The sequence below is a fragment of the Pseudoalteromonas sp. meg-B1 genome (genome assembly GCF_003173795.1).
Taxonomy (GTDB): Bacteria; Pseudomonadota; Gammaproteobacteria; order Enterobacterales; family Alteromonadaceae; genus Pseudoalteromonas; species Pseudoalteromonas undina.
On record NZ_QGQU01000001.1, the window covers coordinates 726,448 to 745,315 of the forward strand.

Annotated in this window: 15 protein-coding genes and 1 pseudogene; 11 read left to right on the forward strand and 5 right to left on the reverse strand. The window is 39.6% G+C overall.

All coding sequences use genetic code 11. From position 1 onward, the window contains the following. Positions 1–217: 217 nt before the first annotated feature. Both DK924_RS03390 and dapD (DK924_RS03395) read right to left on the reverse strand, forming a co-directional pair. Complete coding sequence (locus tag DK924_RS03390; protein ID WP_109874335.1) at positions 218–1,240, reverse strand: tetratricopeptide repeat protein; 1,023 nt, start codon at positions 1,238–1,240, stop codon at positions 218–220. Between the two features lie 276 nt (positions 1,241–1,516). Continuing rightward, positions 1,517–1,627 (reverse strand): annotated as a pseudogene (gene dapD / locus DK924_RS03395) (2,3,4,5-tetrahydropyridine-2,6-dicarboxylate N-succinyltransferase); the annotation flags it as partial. A 248-nt stretch (positions 1,628–1,875) separates the two neighbouring features. Here dapD (DK924_RS03395) and DK924_RS03400 point away from each other — a divergent pair. Next, positions 1,876–3,327, forward strand: coding sequence for a hypothetical protein (locus DK924_RS03400; protein WP_109874336.1), 1,452 nt, complete (start codon positions 1,876–1,878; stop codon positions 3,325–3,327). Positions 3,328–3,449: 122 nt separating this feature from the next. Here DK924_RS03400 and dapD (DK924_RS03405) read toward each other — a convergent pair whose 3' ends face one another. The 3 genes from dapD (DK924_RS03405) to map form a co-directional block, all read right to left on the reverse strand. After that, complete coding sequence (dapD, locus tag DK924_RS03405) at positions 3,450–4,277, reverse strand: 2,3,4,5-tetrahydropyridine-2,6-dicarboxylate N-succinyltransferase (RefSeq protein WP_109874337.1); 828 nt, start codon at positions 4,275–4,277, stop codon at positions 3,450–3,452. Between the two features lie 9 nt (positions 4,278–4,286). Beyond that, on the reverse strand, positions 4,287–6,905 hold the full coding sequence (gene glnD / locus DK924_RS03410; RefSeq protein WP_010388109.1) for a [protein-PII] uridylyltransferase: 2,619 nt from the start codon (positions 6,903–6,905) through the stop codon (positions 4,287–4,289). A 151-nt stretch (positions 6,906–7,056) separates the two neighbouring features. Continuing rightward, positions 7,057–7,842 carry a type I methionyl aminopeptidase gene (map, locus tag DK924_RS03415; RefSeq protein WP_054202413.1) on the reverse strand — a complete coding sequence of 262 codons (786 nt, stop codon included), beginning with the start codon at positions 7,840–7,842 and terminating at the stop codon, positions 7,057–7,059. A 272-nt stretch (positions 7,843–8,114) separates the two neighbouring features. Between map and rpsB the strand changes: the two genes are divergently transcribed. From rpsB to DK924_RS03465, 10 genes are all read left to right on the forward strand, one after another. After that, on the forward strand, positions 8,115–8,843 hold the full coding sequence (gene rpsB, locus DK924_RS03420) for a 30S ribosomal protein S2 (RefSeq protein ID WP_008110990.1): 729 nt from the start codon (positions 8,115–8,117) through the stop codon (positions 8,841–8,843). Between the two features lie 104 nt (positions 8,844–8,947). After that, the gene (tsf, locus tag DK924_RS03425) at positions 8,948–9,799 is read left to right on the forward strand and encodes a translation elongation factor Ts (RefSeq protein WP_010388114.1); all 852 of its coding nucleotides are present in this window, start codon (positions 8,948–8,950) and stop codon (positions 9,797–9,799) included. Between the two features lie 158 nt (positions 9,800–9,957). Beyond that, positions 9,958–10,707 carry a UMP kinase gene (gene pyrH / locus DK924_RS03430; RefSeq protein ID WP_016899281.1) on the forward strand — a complete coding sequence of 250 codons (750 nt, stop codon included), beginning with the start codon at positions 9,958–9,960 and terminating at the stop codon, positions 10,705–10,707. Between the two features lie 50 nt (positions 10,708–10,757). Further along, the gene (gene frr / locus DK924_RS03435; protein ID WP_218651693.1) at positions 10,758–11,279 is read left to right on the forward strand and encodes a ribosome recycling factor; all 522 of its coding nucleotides are present in this window, start codon (positions 10,758–10,760) and stop codon (positions 11,277–11,279) included. A gap of 256 nt (positions 11,280–11,535) precedes the next feature. Beyond that, positions 11,536–12,315 (forward strand): isoprenyl transferase, encoded by a 780-nt coding sequence (locus tag DK924_RS03440; protein WP_109874338.1) that lies wholly within the window; start codon positions 11,536–11,538, stop codon positions 12,313–12,315. 21 nt (positions 12,316–12,336) lie between these two features. Beyond that, complete coding sequence (locus DK924_RS03445; protein ID WP_109874339.1) at positions 12,337–13,203, forward strand: phosphatidate cytidylyltransferase; 867 nt, start codon at positions 12,337–12,339, stop codon at positions 13,201–13,203. After that, positions 13,200–14,402 carry a 1-deoxy-D-xylulose-5-phosphate reductoisomerase gene (ispC, locus tag DK924_RS03450; RefSeq protein WP_041709713.1) on the forward strand — a complete coding sequence of 401 codons (1,203 nt, stop codon included), beginning with the start codon at positions 13,200–13,202 and terminating at the stop codon, positions 14,400–14,402. Before DK924_RS03445 ends, ispC begins: the two co-directional genes overlap by 4 nt. Position 14,403: 1 nt before the next feature. After that, positions 14,404–15,756, forward strand: coding sequence for a sigma E protease regulator RseP (rseP, locus tag DK924_RS03455; RefSeq protein WP_109874340.1), 1,353 nt, complete (start codon positions 14,404–14,406; stop codon positions 15,754–15,756). A gap of 105 nt (positions 15,757–15,861) precedes the next feature. Beyond that, complete coding sequence (bamA, locus tag DK924_RS03460) at positions 15,862–18,333, forward strand: outer membrane protein assembly factor BamA (protein WP_010388127.1); 2,472 nt, start codon at positions 15,862–15,864, stop codon at positions 18,331–18,333. Between the two features lie 11 nt (positions 18,334–18,344). Continuing rightward, a complete protein-coding gene (locus DK924_RS03465; RefSeq protein ID WP_010388129.1) occupies positions 18,345–18,863 on the forward strand; it encodes an OmpH family outer membrane protein in 519 nt (172 codons plus the stop codon). Positions 18,864–18,868 lie beyond the last annotated feature (5 nt).

Sequence of the window (18,868 nt, forward strand, 5' to 3'; positions counted from 1 at the left end):
GCTAACTTTCAAGTATGCTTGCCTACCTTATTATATATTCCGTTTATTGGCTAATTCAGTTGCTTGATTTATATACTTTAAAAAGGAGGGTAAAAGTTAATTTATAGGTGTTAGCAAATTGATAACCATACTTTTTAATCCGGCTGTCAGTGACGAGTAGCTCTGTGTAATTTCATCGGCGTTTAACTCAGCTCAGATAAACGTTTATAACTTAAAGCTATAAACTTTTCTCCCAATTGCATTGCTTTACTAAGTTAAACCATGGGCTGGTAAAGTCTTTAGCGGTAATGGGCTCAGGTAGGGTTAAAGTAACATCAAGCTTTTTAGCTAGATAATGTGCTACTAGCTGTTTCATTTTATCGCTTTCTAATTGCTCGTAAGCTGCTTGCAGCTGATGTTTATCTTTTTGACTTATGAAATCGCCAGTTAAATTTTTGTAGCCTAATTCAAGCCAAAGTAGCTGTGCTTGTTTAGCTTCGTTGGGAAATGCATGGGTTAAAGTTGCCGTTGGAGTATAGAGACGTTCAAAGTTAAGCTGATGTTCTTGAATTAAAAAGACCATTAATAAATTAAGCCCGGTTGAGATTTGCCCCGCGCGTTTATCAATATTTTGGTTAAGGCTTAACGCACTTCTAAAGTAGCGTTCAGCCTCAGTAACATTGCCTTCATCAAGCGCTAAGTAGCCCAAGTTACTTTTTATGAGTGCTGTTATATTAGGAAGCTTTAATTGCGTGGTGAGATCAAGATTATTTAAGTATAAAGCACGCGCTTTAGCAAAGTCATTTTGCGAGCGAGCAACCAGCGCCATACTGTTGGTGAGTGTTAATCGTTGGCGATCGTTGTGCGCATATTTATAAGCACATTTGAATGAGAGCTGGGCATCGCTTAAATATTCAGCATGGCGAAGCCATATTCCCAAGGCACTCATTATGGTGGTCAATTTTTGTTTAAAGTAGTCAGCTTGATGATGCTGAAATATTGCGTCAATCGATTTATAAAGCCGATCATAATGACTTGTGGGCACAGCTGTGCGGGCATAAAGCAAATGCCAGCGGATAAATAGCGCAGCAGGAGCTGTATTTAGTTCTTTGAGATTTTCAAGAATGATTATTGATTGTGCGGGATTAACAACAAGATAATCTTCGGCTTCGTTAAGTTTAGCTTCAAACGATTTAAAATCATTAGCCATAGCCTGCGTTGAACCAAATAACACCAACCAACCTAAAACGAAAAGGCGCAACAACTTATCCTCGATAATCGAATTATGCGTTTATTCACTATAGATGCAGGTATCTAACAAAGCAACGCGATTAAAGGGTACAGGTTTGTGAGAAGGTATTTTAAAAGCACTAAAAAAGCCCTAAACCTATACAAGCTTAGAGCTTTTTCTGTATGTAATTAAATTTTAGCGAATACACTTAACTTTAATGTGATGTGGGGTTTCGTTTTACTCAACCCAATCTACGTTTAATATTAACCTGCTTAGCGCATACAGCTAAAAACTTACAACTGCTTTTTAATCATCAATTGAGCGAAGCAGAGCGTTAATGCCTACTTTTTCGCGTGTTTGTTGATCAACTTTTTTCACAATAATCGCAGCGTATAAACTATGCGTGCCATCTTTTGATGTTGGCAGGTAAAAAATTAATAGTGATGTAAATGAGGTATGTGTTAAAGGTAGCGGTAGACAGCGAAATAATAATGATAAAGTGTATTTTTAATACTCTGTAATAACTCAAGGGAGGGTGAATAGTTAACTTAACGGTTGATTATTAATATGAATTGCTAAATTGAAACGCGGTAATGATCTTATATAGATTAATTTTATATGGTAATTAGGGTTTAGGTTAAAATGAAACTAACTGGTTAAATTAAATGGATTCAAATAAAAAACAGAATTTTGTTATAGATGAAATTAACTTGGGTGATTTTGAGGAATCTCTTAGTAACTTTACTAAGACAATTAGTAATCAATTTACAAAAATCATAGACACTTCATCCAGACTTTTAACATATAAAACCCTAGATGAAAATAACTTAACAGATAAAGAACTAGAATTATTAAACGAAACAAATTATGAAATATCAGCTCTAAAGGGAGAACCAATAGTACTGTTTGATAAACCTTATTTAGTGTCTGATATAGATTGTGGGAGGAAGGGTCATTTTGCTGATGAAAAAAGTTTGGGGCTTAGGTTTCTTTCTCATAAAAATATTACCAGAAAAGTCGTATTTCCAGCCGAAATAAAAACTAATCAAAATAATTATCAAATATTATCCTACGCCATAGATGATATTATATGGGGAGTTATTTTGCCCCCTAACTCGAGTTTTCGTTTTGCTAGAGCGTTAGACATAGAAGAACTATATAAAAATCGAGAAATTCTATCAAATATAGAAAAGACGCATCGAGATATTACTGTTTCAGTTGATTTACTTCGCCGCGATATTTCAAAAAAGATTAACATATCAAATGATTACCTCGAGGAGAGACGAAGGGATGCAGCTTCTCTTAAGGTACATATTCAATCATATATACAAGAAAAAGAAAGAATTGAAGAAAGTGTAGCAATAGAACAATCAACAATAGATCGCATACGAAAAGAGATAAAACATGATACTGAAAATTTAAGAAAAATCCATTTAGAGTCATCAAAAGTACAGGAGTCCATTACTGAAAACCGATCAAAAGAAGAAGATGCGAAAAATTCACTAACTGTTGTAAATGATAGTATTGCTACAAACAATCTTCAATTAGAAAAGAATCGGAAAGAATTGGCTGACATGCAATCTCAACTAGCTAAAATTAGAGCGGATGTAAATATAACTACTTTGGATATGAAAGGTTTCTCTATTGAAAGTCAGAGCCAAATTTCAAAATATTATTGGTTGTCGCTCTTTATATTGGCATTTATCGCTACTGTTTTTGGGTATTTATACTCAAACGCCGCCACTTTTTCAGAACTTTTTGATGCAAACCCAAAAGCTTCTCTGTGGAATATCCTTTTAAGTCGATTACCGTTAGTTACAGCAACAACATTAATAATTGGTACCTTATCAGGACTTTTATTTTTTCTCATAAAAAATATTGTGGCAGTTAGCGAAAATAAAATGAACATGCTTAAAGCGTCTATCTTAGCAGAACAAATTACAGGATCTATTCCTAAATCAGACATGACAGAAGGTGAGATAAGAGACTTTAAGCGAAACACAAAGATAGAATTAGTTATGAATATTTTTGCGCACAAGTCAGAGAATGCGAAAGATGAAAAACAAATCGATACAATAAAACAAATGCTTGAAGCAATAAAGTCGCTCAAGCCTTAATGGTGTTTTTAGTTAATCACTTTTAATAAAAACTCTAAACCTGATGAGGTTTAGAGTTTTTATATTATCACGATTAACTCAAATCAGCCTATCGCTTACGGCTGAAAGCTTACAGCTATGATTTATTCGTCTATCGATCTCAATAATGCGTTAATGCCTACTTTTTCGCGTGTTTGTTGATCAACTTTTTTCACAATAATCGCAGCGTATAAACTATGCGTGCCATCTTTTGAAGGCAGAGCACCTGGAACCACAACAGCACCAGCAGGTACGCGACCATAATGAATTTCACCGGTTTCACGGTCATAAATACGGGTACTTTGGCTAATGTAAACACCCATTGAAATAACCGCACCTTCTTCAACAATAACGCCTTCAACAATTTCTGAACGTGCGCCAATAAAGCAATTGTCTTCAATGATGGTAGGATTTGCTTGTAGCGGCTCTAAAACACCGCCTATGCCCACACCGCCTGATAAGTGTACATTCTTACCAATTTGAGCACATGAACCTACAGTGGCCCATGTATCAACCATAGTGCCTTCATCAACGTAAGCACCAATGTTTACATACGATGGCATTAGTACAACATTTTTCCCTACAAAGCTGCCTTTACGGGCAACGGCGTTGGGTACTACGCGCATGCCGCCTTGTTGAAACTGTTCTGGTGTGTAGTCGCTAAATTTAAGCGGTACTTTGTCGTAAAATTGATTTACGCCATCATTCATTGGCTGGTTTTCACGAATTCTAAATGAAAGTAGCACGGCTTTTTTAAGCCATTGATGAACAACCCATTCGCCAGAAATTTTTTCTGCAACACGCGCTGCGCCACTATCTAATAGCTCAAGTGCATCAATAATTGCTTGTTTAACATCGCTTGATACGGTTGTTGGGCTAATGCTGTCGCGGTTATCCCACGCATTTTCAATCATGGTTTTTAAATCTGACATAGTGTCCTCTTATTCAATTTCGGCGTTGAGTTTTTTACGTAATGCCTGATGAATTTTTGCTTGCTCTTCATCAGTCAGCGATTGATATTCGTTATTAGATACCACAAAGAAATCTTCTGCGCGCTCGCCTACCGTGGTAATGCGTGCGGCATGTATGTGGAGTAAGTAAGCTTGAAAAACCTCGGCTATTTTAGTTAACAGCCCAGGTATATCAACCGCTTGAATTTCTATTAAACTACGGTCCTTACGAGGGTGCGGGCGCAGTACAATTTTTGGTTTAATATTAAAGTCTTTAAAGCGTTGTGAACGGCTCTTTTTAAAGCGTATTTTTTTACGTGGATCACTTAATGCTTGCTCTAATCCGCGTTTAATCGATTGCGCACGGCTACTGGCAATTGGGTCTCCGCTTACTTCTAAAATAACAAAGTTGAACAGTACGTAGCCATCTTTGGTGGTCAGTACTTGGGCGTGTTGAATTTGTGCTTTTTTAGAGCCAATAACACTGACTAATCGAGCAAATAGCGCACCTGAATAAGGACTATATGCAAATACTTGGGTGCCGCCATGCATTGCTTTATTTGAGACAATAACACTGGGTAGGCTCAAATCGGTGCATTTTAGTAAATGCTCCGTATGCCACGAAATCTGTTGCTCACTAAAAGCGGTAAAGTAATTGGCTTTAAAGCGGCTCCAAATTAAGTCAATTTGATCTTCATGGTAATGCAAATTAATCAAGCGCTGTTTAGCTTGATGCTTTTTATCTCGAATTTGGTCGCGTTGATCCATAGGATTTTCAAGGCCAAGGCGCAAAGCACGTTGTGTATGCAAGTAAAGCTCGCGTAGTAGAGTGTTTTTCCAGTCATTCCACAAGTTGTCATTAGTGGCGCGTATATCGGCGACCGTTAAACAATAGAGATAATCGAGCTGGCGCTCTGTTTTTACTCGCGATGCAAAATCTTTTATTACGTCTGGGTCGTTTATATCTTTACGCTGCGCCGTTACTGACATGAGTAAGTGGTTACTAACAAGCCAGGAAATTAACTTACCATCGGATGATGCAAAACCATGCAATTTAGAAAAAGCAATGGCATCAACAGCGCCCAGTTCAGAGTGATCGCCCCCACGGCCCTTAGCAATATCGTGGAAAATACCGGCTAAATACAGTAGCTCTGGTTTATCCATACGCGTGACGATTTCGCTGCAAATTGGGAATTCGCTAATCCCGGTTTTATCAAAATACTGATAAATATTATTGATCAGCTTGTGGGTGTGTTCATCAACTGTGTAGGCATGAAACAAATCAAACTGCATTTGGCCAAAAATATTTCGCCACTGCGGCAAATAGGCGGCAATCATACCGTGTTTGTGCATCAGCGTAAAAGCACGTCCCATGCCATTAGGATGCTTTATGATTCGTAAAAAAGCTTCTCGACAGGCTGCGTAGTCTTGTAGGTCGCCTAATAAACGGCGACGAACTTGGCGAATAGTGCGAATTGTGCTTGGGTATATATGGGTAATTTCAGGGTGGTCAGCAATATGCTCAAACAACACAAAAAGTTGATCGCGTCTAAAGAATACAGACGGACTTTTTACCCGAATTTGATGGCCAACGCGCTCAAAGTTACGATCAAGCTCTTCAACGGTAGCTTGACTGCTGTCTGGCGAAATACTTTGCTCAAAGTACGAAAGCAACATTTGGTTAAGCTCACGTACTCGGCTCATGATTCTGAATAAACGCTTCATCATGCGCTCAACCGAGGCTTTACCATCGCTACCAAAACCTAAAATTTCTGCAGCTTGGGGTTGATGATCAAACAATAAGCGGTTTTCTGAACGTTCTGCGGCTAAATGCAATGCAAAGCGGATATTCCATAAATTTTCAAGACACTCTAACAGCTCTTGATATTCCTCATGGGTCAGGTAGCCGTGACTAATTAGCTCTTGCAGAGTTTCTGCCCTAAAGTGCTTTTTAGCGACCCAAATAATAGTTTGCAGGTCGCGAAGACCCCCTGGGTTTTCTTTTATATTTGGTTCTAAATTGTAGGCAGTACCGTGGCACTTTCTGTGACGCAAGTTTTGTTCTTGTACTTTTGCGACAAAAAATTCACCTGAGCCCCACACCGGGGTTTCAATAATATGGTTTTTGAGTTTTTCAAACTCAATATGATTGCCAAAAATAAGACGGCTTTCTAATAAGCTGGTGGCAAAGGTAACGTCTTCACGTTTTTGATCTATGGCTTGTTCAATAGTACGAACACTATGACCTATCTCGAGATTAAGATCCCATAACATAGTAACGAATTGGCCGATTTTTTCGCAAATATCATCATTAGGCTGTTTCGTAACAAGTAACAAAAAGTCTATATCAGAGTAGGGGTGTAGCTCGCCACGACCATAACCACCTACTGCAATTAAAGCCAAGTCTGGTTCGTGAGCTAAATCATAAACCTGAAAAAGTTTGATTAGCAACCGGTCAATAAATTCTGCACGGGCATTAATTAATTTACCAACAGGTTGTTTGGAGAATTCATTATGCAACCATTTATAGAAATAGGCGGAGCAATCGCGGTAATCGCTTAATTGCTCAGCATCATTGAGCAACTTTTTTACTTTGTTAGGTAATGCCACTTAGGCTGGCTCCTATATATGGACTGCATTGAAATTTATTTTTATAATATATTTGCTGTAAGGGCAATAACTTATGTTATCCCCTTACAGCAAACCGCTTAAGCGATATACGGCAAATCAGTTACTATCGCGATTAAGCGCGCACTTAAAATTAGTGCTCGATAATTCTATCGATTGTATCATCTGATCGTAGTGTTAAAATTTCAACACCATTTTCAGTTACAAGTAAGGTGTGTTCCCACTGAGCTGATAAACTACGGTCTTTTGTTACCACAGTCCAGTCGTCTTTAAGTAATTTACATTGGCGTTTGCCCGCATTTACCATAGGTTCGATGGTTAAACACATACCTGCTTTTAATGTTTCGCCAGTACCTGCTTTACCGTAATGCATTACTTGTGGTTCTTCATGGAACTCGCTGCCGATACCATGGCCGCAGTATTCACGTACGATAGAGTAGTTAAAGCTCTCTGCATATTTTTGAATAGCGGCACCAATATCACCAAGGCGAACACCCGGTTTTACCATTTTAATGGCAAGGTAAAGACTTTCTTGAGTAACTTCTGCCAGGCGTTTACCTTGGATATTAGGCGTGCCTACATGAAACATCTTTGATGTGTCACCGTGGTAACCATCTTTGATAACGGTGATGTCAATATTTACACTGTCACCGTCCTTTAATGCTTTGTCGTTCGGAATACCGTGACAAATTACATGATTTACTGAGGTACAAATTGATTTTGGAAAACCATGATAATTAAGAGGAGCAGGAACGGCATCTTGCACATTAACAATATAATCATGACAAATTGTATTTAGCTCATCGGTGGTGATACCTGGTACCACATGTGGTTCGATCATTTCTAGCACATCAGCAGCCAAACGGCCGGCTACACGCATTTTCTCGATTTCTTCAGGGGTCTTAATCACAGCGCTCATTGAGGCTCCAAAGTTGCGTTTTTAGATGATTATCGTCGCACAATTTTTGCACGAGACGTTGAGTATTTATTTTTAATATGGTATAAAGCGCGCCGTCTTTTTACAAATAAATTCTTAAATGATTTTTTGTATTTAAGGCAAACACAATTTTATTTTAACACACACACGTATCGTCACATACACTTGGGTGCATTTCAGTTTCATTTAACTGCGGTGTTGGTGCTATGGGATATGTGGAGGCCTAACCCTAAACAACTTAGAGGATTTACAAAATGGCAAACGTTTCAATGCGCGATATGCTTCAAGCTGGTGTTCACTTCGGTCACCAAGCACGTTACTGGAACCCAAAGATGAAGCCTTTCATCTTCGGCGCACGTAACCGTGTACATATCATCAACCTTGAGCAAACTGTACCAATGTTCAACACTGCACTTAAGTTTTTATCTGGTGCTGCTGCAAACAAAGGTAAAGTTCTTTTCGTTGGTACTAAGCGCGCAGCAAGCGAAGCAGTAAAAGAAGCTGCTTTACAAAGCGATCAATTCTTCGTTAACCACCGTTGGTTAGGCGGCATGTTGACTAACTGGAAAACAGTTCGTCAATCAATCAAGCGTCTTAAAGACCTTGAAGCTCAAAGCCAAGACGGTACTTTCGAGAAGTTAACTAAGAAAGAAGCGTTAATGCTTACTCGTGAAATGGAAAAGCTTGAAAAGAGCCTTGGTGGTATTAAAAACATGGGTGGCCTTCCAGACGCTATCTTTGTAATCGATGCTGACCACGAGCACATTGCTATCCGTGAAGCTAACAACCTAGGTATCCCAGTTGTTGCAATCGTTGATACTAACTCTAACCCAGACGGTGTTGATTACATCGTACCTGGTAACGATGATGCTATCCGTGCAATCAACCTTTACACTAGTGCTGTTGCAGCTGCGATCACTGAAGGCCGTGAGAGTAACATCGTTGCTCAAGCTGAAAAAGATGACTTCGTAGAAGCTGAGTAATTAGCTGTCATCAAGTCTTCATCTTTTAAAGGTGAAGACTTGCTATTCTTGTGGAGCGGGTAACCCGCTTATCTAAACCTGATTTCAGATTTGAGGATTTACTAATGGCTGTAACTACTGCCCTAGTTAAAGAATTACGCGAGCGTACTGGCGCTGGCATGATGGATTGTAAAAAAGCGTTAACTGAGACTGATGGTGACATCGAGTTAGCGATTGAAAACATGCGTAAGAGCGGTGCTGCAAAGGCTGCTAAAAAAGCAGGTAATATTGCTGCTGAAGGTACTATCATCATCAAGCAAAACGCGGGTGTTGCAGTACTTGTAGAAGTTAACTGTCAAACTGACTTCGTTGCTAAAGATGCAAGCTTCCTAGCATTTGCTAACAAAGTTGCAGATGCTGCTATCGCTGACACTACATCTATCGAAGACTTACAAGCTAAGTTCGAAGAAGATCGTGTTGAGCTAGTAACTAAAATTGGTGAAAACATCAATGTACGTCGTCTTCAATACATCACTGGTGAACAACTAGTTGAGTACCGTCACGGCGAGCGTATTGGTGTTGTTGTTGCAGGTGTTGCTGATGAAGAAACACTTAAGCACGTTGCAATGCACGTTGCTGCTTCAAACCCAGACTACCTAACTCCAGATGACGTACCTGCTGATGTTGTTGAAAAAGAAAAGCAAGTACAAATCGACATCGCGATGAACGAAGGCAAGCCTGCTGAAATCGCTGAGAAGATGGTTGTTGGTCGTATGAAGAAATTTACTGGTGAGGTTTCTCTTACTGGTCAAGCTTTCATCATGGAACCGAAAAAATCTGTTGGCGAAATTCTTAAAGAGAAAAACGCAACAGTTACTGGCTTTGTACGTATGGAAGTTGGTGCAGGTATCGAGAAGAAAGAAGAAGATTTTGCTGCTGAAGTTGCTGCTCAAATTGCAGCTGCTAAAGGTCAGTAAGACATACTATTTGTGATGCAAAAGGAAAATACATGCAATTAAAGTACTATTTGCTTTTGCGTCACGCTTAGAAATTCTTTAAAATAACCGCGCTTTTATGTTTAACATAAGCGCGGTTATTTTTTATCCATAATTCAATAAAAGTTGGCCCCAAAACTATGACTATCAATCGCAAACCTATTTTTAGACGTGTTCTTCTCAAATTAAGTGGTGAAGCTTTAATGGGAGACGAAGGCTTCGGCATCGACCCTAAAGTTTTAGATCGTATGGCACAAGAAATTAAAGAGCTCGTAGAACTCGACGTAGAAGTGGGTTTAGTTATTGGTGGCGGTAACTTTTTACGCGGTGGCTCATTAGCCGAAGCGGGCATGAATCGCGTTGTTGGTGACCACATGGGGATGCTTGCAACCGTAATGAACGGCCTAGCTATGCGTGATGCGCTACACCGTGCGTTTGTAAATTGTCGCTTAATGTCAGCTATCCCATTAAATGGCGTATGTGATGCCTATAACTGGGCTGAAGCTATTAGCTTGTTGAAAACAGGTCGCGTTGTTATTTTTGCCGCTGGCACAGGTAACCCGTTTTTCACTACTGACTCTGCAGCGTGTTTACGCGGCATTGAGATTGAAGCTGATACGGTAATTAAAGCGACCAAAGTAGACGGTGTATTTAGTGATGATCCGGTGAAAAACCCTGATGCGACACTTTACCGTCACTTAAGCTACAATGAAATTATTGATAAAGAATTAAAAGTAATGGATTTAGCGGCATTTACTCTTGCTCGCGACCATAATATGCCATTGAGCGTATTTAATATGAATAAATCAGGCGCATTAAAACGCGTAATAATGGGTGAAGAAGAAGGAACCCTTATTTCTTCACAAGCCTCAGATGAAGTTAGTAACTAGATTAGGATTAAACCGTGATTAACGATATTCAAAAAGATGCGCAAGAGCGCATGCAAAAAAGTGTAGCAGCACTTGGTAGTCAATTATCTAAAATTCGTACTGGCCGTGCTCATCCTGCAATTTTAGACGGCATTATGGTGTCGTACTACGGCGCTCCAACACCGTTAAACCAAGTTGCAAATGTAACTATTGAAGATTCACGCACACTGGCTATTGGTGTATTTGATAAGTCTTTAGCGCAAGCTGTTGAAAAAGCTATTATGGCTTCTGACCTTGGTTTAAACCCAATGTCTGCAGGCACAGTTATTCGTGTACCTCTTCCTCCATTGACTGAAGAGCGTCGTAAAGATTTAATTAAAATCGTACGTGGCGAAGTAGAAGGCGGACGTGTTGCTATTCGTAATATTCGTCGTGATGCAAATGGCGATATTAAAAACTTATTAAAAGATAAAGACATCTCTGAAGACGAAGCACGTCAAGGTGAAGATGCAATTCAAAAAATCACTGATAAGTTTATTAAAGAAATGGATACACAATTAACAGCGAAAGAAGCTGAGTTGATGGAAATCTAATAACTGTTCTAGACCTAGGCAAACAGCTTTAGCTAAATAATTAAGCCGCTTTTCACAAGTATTCGCACTTTACTTTAATTGTGTGATTTTAAAGAGTAACAGAATGTATTTTCTCTTTACTAGTGGCTCGATTATCAGTAAATACAAGGTTGTTAGCTGTATAATTATTTGCTTAAAGTAGATTTATTATCACGGGTACAGGTTAAATTTATTAGTTTTGAAACGCCGTCTGGGGTATACTAGGCGGCGTTTTTTTATGGAATACACAAAATTTATGGTTCTAGACGCTGATACAATTTCACAGCAATGTTTGCCTAAACATGTTGCCATCATCATGGATGGGAACGGGCGTTGGGCACAAGCCAGAAATAGGCCTCGTGTATATGGGCATAAAAAAGGCGTGGATGCAGTTCGTCAATCTGTGCAGTTTTGTACTAAATTAGGGATACAATCGTTAACCTTATTTGCTTTTAGTAGTGAAAACTGGCGCCGCCCTGAAGACGAAGTAAATACATTAATGGAGCTTTTTTTATTTGTACTAAGTAAAGAAGTTAAAAAGCTGCATAAAAACAACGTAAAACTAACCATCATTGGAGATTTATCTCGATTCTCTGAAAGCTTGCGTGCGAAAGTACATACTGCGCAAGAACTAACAGCGAATAACACCGGTCTGCACTTAAATGTAGCGGCAAATTACGGTGGTCGCTGGGATATGACTCATGCTGCTAAGCAGGTTGCTTTACAAGTAGCAAATGGGGAACTTGATCCCGCAGACATTACAGAAGAACATATTGCAAAGCATATGAGTATGGCAGATCAGGCACAGCCAGATTTATTGATCCGTACTGGTGGCGATGTCAGAATTAGTAATTTTTTACTTTGGCAGGCAGCCTACGCTGAACTTTATTTTACCAATACACTTTGGCCTGACTTTAACGAAGCTGCTTTTGCAGAGGCCATCGCATGTTACGTTGCCAGAGAGCGACGTTTTGGTTGCACGGGCGAACAAATAAAACAATTACTCGCTCAAACCTAAAATAGATTAAGGGTCATCATTTTGTTAAAACAACGTATTTTAACCTCACTAGTGCTAGCACCATTAGCACTGGCTTTGGTTTTTTACACCCCACTAACGTTATTTAGTTATTTTGCGGGTGCTATTGTATTAATGGGCGCATGGGAATGGTCTGCTTTTATGGGGCTATGCGATAAACTAAAACGCGGTGCGTTTGTATTGTTAGTTGCAGTATTACTCGGTTTACTTAATTTACATTGGCCGATAGAAACTCTATGGCAGAACGGCAAGCTTGTAGGTGATGCCAATTACTTATTTACCTTATCGTTTTCATGGTGGTTAGTTGCAAGTTATTTAGTGTGGCGTTACCCCGCTATGGCTAAAGGCTGGAATGAAGGGCTCGTGATGCGCGGTATTGCAGGTTTACTGACATTGGTACCACTGTGGCTTGCGCTTAACACCCTTCGAAGTGCGCAATATACAGAATCAATACACTATGGTTCTATGCTGATTTTAGTGGTTCTAGGTATTGTATGGAGTGCCGATATTGGCGCTTACTTTACCGGTAAAAGTTTCGGTAAACATAAGTTAATGCCTAAAGTTAGTCCAAATAAAACCATAGAAGGCCTCGCCGGTGGCGTGGTTGCTGCGGTGTTATTTGTATTGGCTTTTTGTTATTACACTAACGTTGATACTTCTGTGTGGCCAATTTATGCAGTAATGACAGCATTTATTGCTTTGTTCTCTGCGGTAGGTGATTTACTCGAGAGTATGTTTAAACGTGAAGCGGGTCTTAAAGATAGCGGCAGTTGCCTACCTGGGCACGGCGGTATTTTAGACCGTATTGATAGCTTAACTGCAGCAGCGCCGATGTTTGTTATTTGCTTTGCCTGGACACTGAGTTTATGAGTGTAGTGCAACAACTGGTTATTTTGGGTGCAACGGGGTCTATAGGTCTTAGCACGTTAGATGTTGTTGCAAGAAATCAACAGCAGTTCAAGGTGTTCGCATTGGCCGCAGGGCAAAATGCAAAGAAAATGGCTGAGTTGTGTCTTGCTCATCAACCTCGGTATGCTGTTATGGCTTCAGAGCAAGCCGCTAAGCAGCTTAGTGAACTTTTAAAAGGTATGTGTAAAACACAAGTAATGCATGGCGAGAAAGCCATGAGTGAGCTTTGTGCGCATGTTGATGTTGATACTGTGATGTCAGCTATTGTTGGTGCAGCTGGGTTACTGCCTACCTTGAGCGCAGTTGAAGCAGGAAAAAAAGTACTGCTGGCAAACAAAGAGTCATTGGTGATGTCGGGTCAGTTGTTTATTGATAAAGTGAAACAACATCAAGCAACTTTATTACCCATCGACAGCGAACATAATGCTATTTTTCAGTGTTTACCTAGTACGTTACAAAACACCCAAGGACAAGCACGGCTTGAGCAGCATGGCGTTAGCAAAATTTTATTAACTGGCTCTGGTGGCCCATTTTTAAACCGTGATATTAATACGCTTGATAGCGTTAGTGTCAGTGAAGCGGTTGCTCACCCTAATTGGTCTATGGGACAAAAAATATCAGTAGACTCAGCCACGATGATGAACAAGGGCTTAGAGTTTATTGAGGCTAAATGGTTATTTAACTGTGATGCCAGCGATATTGATGTGGTGATTCACCCACAAAGTATTATCCACTCTATGGTGCAATACCAAGATGGTTCTATTTTAGCGCAAATGGGAAACCCCGATATGCGCACCCCTATAGCACATGCGCTTGCCTTTCCACAGCGAATTGATGCGGGTGTTAAACCGTTAAATTTTTCTGATATTTGTGATTTTTCGTTCACCAAACCTGACTTTTCTCGTTATCCTAATTTAAAATTAGCAATTGCTGCGTGTGATGCGGGACAGGGTGCAACTACTACGGTGAATGCGGCTAATGAAATGGCTGTAAATGCATTTTTGCAGGGACAAATTAGTTTTACCGATATTTATAAAGTGAATGCGAAAACGTTAGAGGCTGCAAAGTTCACCAATGTGCAAACGCTTGATGAAATTCTAGAGTGTGATCGTTTAGCACGTTTGAGTGCAGCGCAGTTTATAACCAAAGTGGTGCATTAAAATGTTCGATTTTTTTTGGAATTTAGGCTCATTTATACTCGCACTCGGAATTTTAGTGACCGTTCACGAATATGGTCATTTTTGGGTGGCTCGTAAGGCGGGCGTTAAGGTACTGCGCTTTTCAATTGGTTTTGGTAAACCTTTATTAAAATGGCACGATAAATACAATACTGAATACGTGATCGCGGCAATCCCACTCGGTGGTTACGTAAAAATGTTAGACGAGCGTGTTGATGAAGTACCCGCAAATCAACGTCATTTATCGTTTAATGCAAAATCTGTTCAAGCGCGAATCGCTATTGTGGCTGCTGGGCCTATGGCGAACTTTTTATTTGCTATTTTTGCTTTTGCGGCCATGTATATGGTGGGTGTGCAAACCATAAAACCGGTTGTAGGTAATGTTGTTGAAGGCAGTAGAGCAGAACAAGCAGGCATTACGTCTACTCAGCAAATAATTAAAATTGGTGATGACGATATTACTAATTGGCAAGATGCGACTTTTTCTTTGATGTCGCACTTGGGTGATAAAAGTGTTGCCGTTACTTTACGTAATGAAAATTATCAACAAACAACGCAAATTCTCAACCTCGATGGTTGGAAGCTTGATCAGCAAGATGTACCGCCATTGAGCTCGTTGGGGATTGTGCCGTTTCGCCCTCAAGCAACACTCACTATTGCGGCGATTACTAAAGACTCTGCTGCTGAACAGGCAAATTTACAGATTGACGACATTATTTTGGCTGTAAACGGCGAAACAATGAGCAGTTGGCAGCAATTAGTTAATCTTATTACTCAATCGGCTAACAAATCCTTACAATTTAGTGTAAAAAGACAAGATAGTATAAAAACAATAATAGTGACCCCAAACAGCCGAGTTGTCAGTAATGGTGTTGAACAAGGTTTTTTAGGTGTTGCTCCGGTTGTAGAGCAGTGGCCTGATGATTTTGTTGAGACTAGACATTATGGGCCACTAGATAGTATTGTGCTGGGCACAAAAGAAACATGGCGTTTAATTACGCTGAGTTTTGACATGATAGGTAACTTAATTACTGGTCAAGTATCAGTAAAAAATTTGAGTGGGCCCGTCGGCATTGCAGTCGGTGCCGGCACAAGTGTTAGTTACGGATTAGTCGCATTTTTAAGCTTTTTAGCTTTGATCAGCGTTAATTTGGGAGTATTTAATTTACTTCCTCTGCCAGTGCTTGATGGTGGGCACTTAATGTATTACATAATTGAACTTTTTCGTAAAAAACCAGTCTCTGAAAAGACACAAGAGTTTGGTTTTAAAGTGGGAGCCTTGCTACTCATTTTTCTAACATGTTTCGCTTTGTTCAATGATGTATCGCGCTTGTAGTATTTAAGCGTGGTGACGACAAATTAGAACACGATTGTAAAGCTCGTAACTATTTAGTTTTCGATGCTAAGCGGTAATACAGTTGTAAAGGATAAAGATAATAAAATGGCTATAAAAAAACATTTGGTAGTTTCAAGTTTATTGGGTGCAAGTTTTGCAGCCCTAGGCCAAAACTCCTTTATTGTTGAAGATTTAAAAGTTGAAGGATTGCAACGTGTCGCACTTGGTGCTGCATTAACGCATATTCCTATCAACGTGGGCGACAATGTTGATGAATATACAATTTCAAAAACAATTAAGTCACTTTATCGCTCAGGTCACTTTGACAATATAAAAGCGTTGCGTGATGGCAATAACGTTATTTTTAAAGTAACTGAACGCCCAACAATTAGCTTTATTGAATTTGAAGGCAATAAAGACATTAAAGATGAGCAGTTAAACCAGTCGCTTGATCAACAAGATATTCGTCAAGGCGAGCCACTGGATAAAACGGTTATCGATAATATTGAAAAAGGCTTAGTTGAGTTTTTCCACAGCATTGGTAAATACAATGCAAAGGTGGACATAAGCATCACTAAGCTGCCACGTAACCGAGTTAAATTGAGACTCGAGTTTGATGAGGGTGATGCAGCCTCTATTCGTCAAATCAACTTAGTTGGTAATGAACTTTTTTCAAACGAAGAGCTACTTCAGCTTGCAGAGTCGCAACAAGATTTACCTTGGTGGCAGTTTATGGGTAGCGATCGCTATCAAAAACAAACCATTGAAGGCGATTTAGAAAAAATTCGTAGCTTTTATTTAGACCGTGGTTATTTGCGTTTTAATATTGATTCAACTCAAGTATCAGTTAGTCCTGAACGTGAATCGGTTTATGTAACGGCAAATATCACCGAAGGTGTAAAATACAAAGTGAAAGGCTTTGATTTTATCGGTGATTTACTCGGCCGAGAAGAACTAATCAAAAGTGTTATCCCACTTCGTACCGGAGAGCTGTATAACGGCTCGGTGGTGACTTCTTCAGAAGAGTTTATAAAAAGTTACTTAGCTCGTTTTGGATATGCTAACGCTGAAGTACGCACCATTCCAGAAATTGATGACGAAAACCAAGAAGTACAACTAACTTTGTCGGTTGACCCTGGAAAACGTGTTTATGTTCGTCGAATTATTGTAGGTGGTAACCAAAATACAGCTGATGAAGTACTACGTCGTGAAATGACACAGCTTGAAGGTGCATGGTTATCTAACCAAAATCTTGAGCGTTCTAAATTACAAATTCAACGTTTACCTTATATGGAAACTGTTGACTTTAATGTGGTGCCTGTTCCCGGTGTGGATGACCAAGTAGATGTTGATTTTACTGTTAAAGAGCAATCTGCGGGTAGCTTTAATGCCGGCCTTGCTTATGGTTCGTACTTAGGTCTGCAATTTAATATTGGTGTAACTGAATCTAACTTTTTAGGCACAGGTAACCAAATTGGCTTTAACATTAATACCTCACGTGGCTCTGAGCGTGTCAGTGTGTCGTACACAGACCCTTACTTTACGCCAGATGGCGTATCGCAAGGCAGCAGCATTTTTTACAGTAACTACGATGCTAGCCAGTTTAGCTTAATTGACTATAAGTCAAAAAGTTATGGCCTTGGGACTAACATTGGTTTTCCAATTGATGCTATAAATCGTATTAACTTTGGGGCTCGTTGGATAGAAGAAGAACTATCAGATATCGCTGAATATGAGCAAACACGTGTATTACGTGAAACCTTCCTCGATCCAGAGAACCCTGATGCGGGCTTTGAGTTTACCAAGTATGAGTTAAGTGTAGGTTGGTCGCGTGTAACGGTGAACCGTGGTTTGTTCCCAACAGCTGGCTCAAGACAAACATTGAACTTAACAGCTACAACGCCGAATTCAGATTTAAAATACTTTAAATTAAATTACGATTCACGTTTTTACTGGCCGATTTCAAACGACCATCGTTGGGTGTTCTCAACGCGTGCGGCATTAGGTTACGGTAATGGTTATGGCTCTACTAATGGGTATGAGCAGACGCTTCCATTCCAAGAGTATTTCCGTATTACAGAAATGGAACTACGTGGCTTTGATAGAAATACTATCTTACCGCGTGCAGTATCACGAGTACCACAATCTATACCAGGCACGCCATCAGGTGATGGTACAACCACAGGTAATATTGGTGGAGCATCTGAGTTTGATGTATTGCAACCTCAAGGCCGTATAGGTGGTAACGCGAAAGCCGTTGCAGGTATGGAGCTTATTGTTCCTACACCGTTCTTAGATGAAGAAAATACCAGTTCGGTACGTACTAGTTTCTTTGTTGATGCTGCCAACGTTTGGGATACCGAGTTTAACGTTGATCGTTATCAAAACTTAGGTATTGATGAGCGTGCAAAATTAGATGACTACTCAGACCCAATGCGCTTTAGGGTTGCAACCGGTTTATCATTACAATGGATCTCACCTATGGGTCCTATGCTGATCAGCTTTGCGTATCCGTTGCAAAAAGAAGAAGATGACGATACCAAGACCATCAGTTTTAATATTAGTAACACTTTCTAAAGGAGTTTTTTGTGAAAAAATTATTCAAATCAACAGCAGTTGCCGTTTTAGCTACACTTATGATGGGTACATCAGTTAATGCTTTTGCTCATAAAGTGGGTATTGTAGATATGCAAGAAATCTACAAGCAGCTTCCACAAATGGCTAAAATCGAACAGTCTTTACAAACTGAATTTGCTGAGCGTCGTCAAGAGCTTGAAAAGTTACAGGGCGACATTCGCTTTGAAGCTGAAAAGTTTAAGCGTGAAAGCACCACAATGAGTCAAGACCAAAAAGACGCATTACGTGATAAAATCCAGGGTATGCAAAAAAACCTTGCTGAAAAGGGCCGTCCGTTAGAGCAAGAAATTAAAGCACGTCAAAATCAGGAGTTGGCTAAAGTTCAGACTTTAATCATTGAAACTATCCAAGAGATTGCTAAAAAAGGTGACTTCGACGAAGTTAAAGTAAAAGACACAACTATTTACTTTAATCCTAAAGAAGTAACTGATCTTTCTGAAAAAGTAGTAACAGCTGTAAGTAAGAAATAATTAAT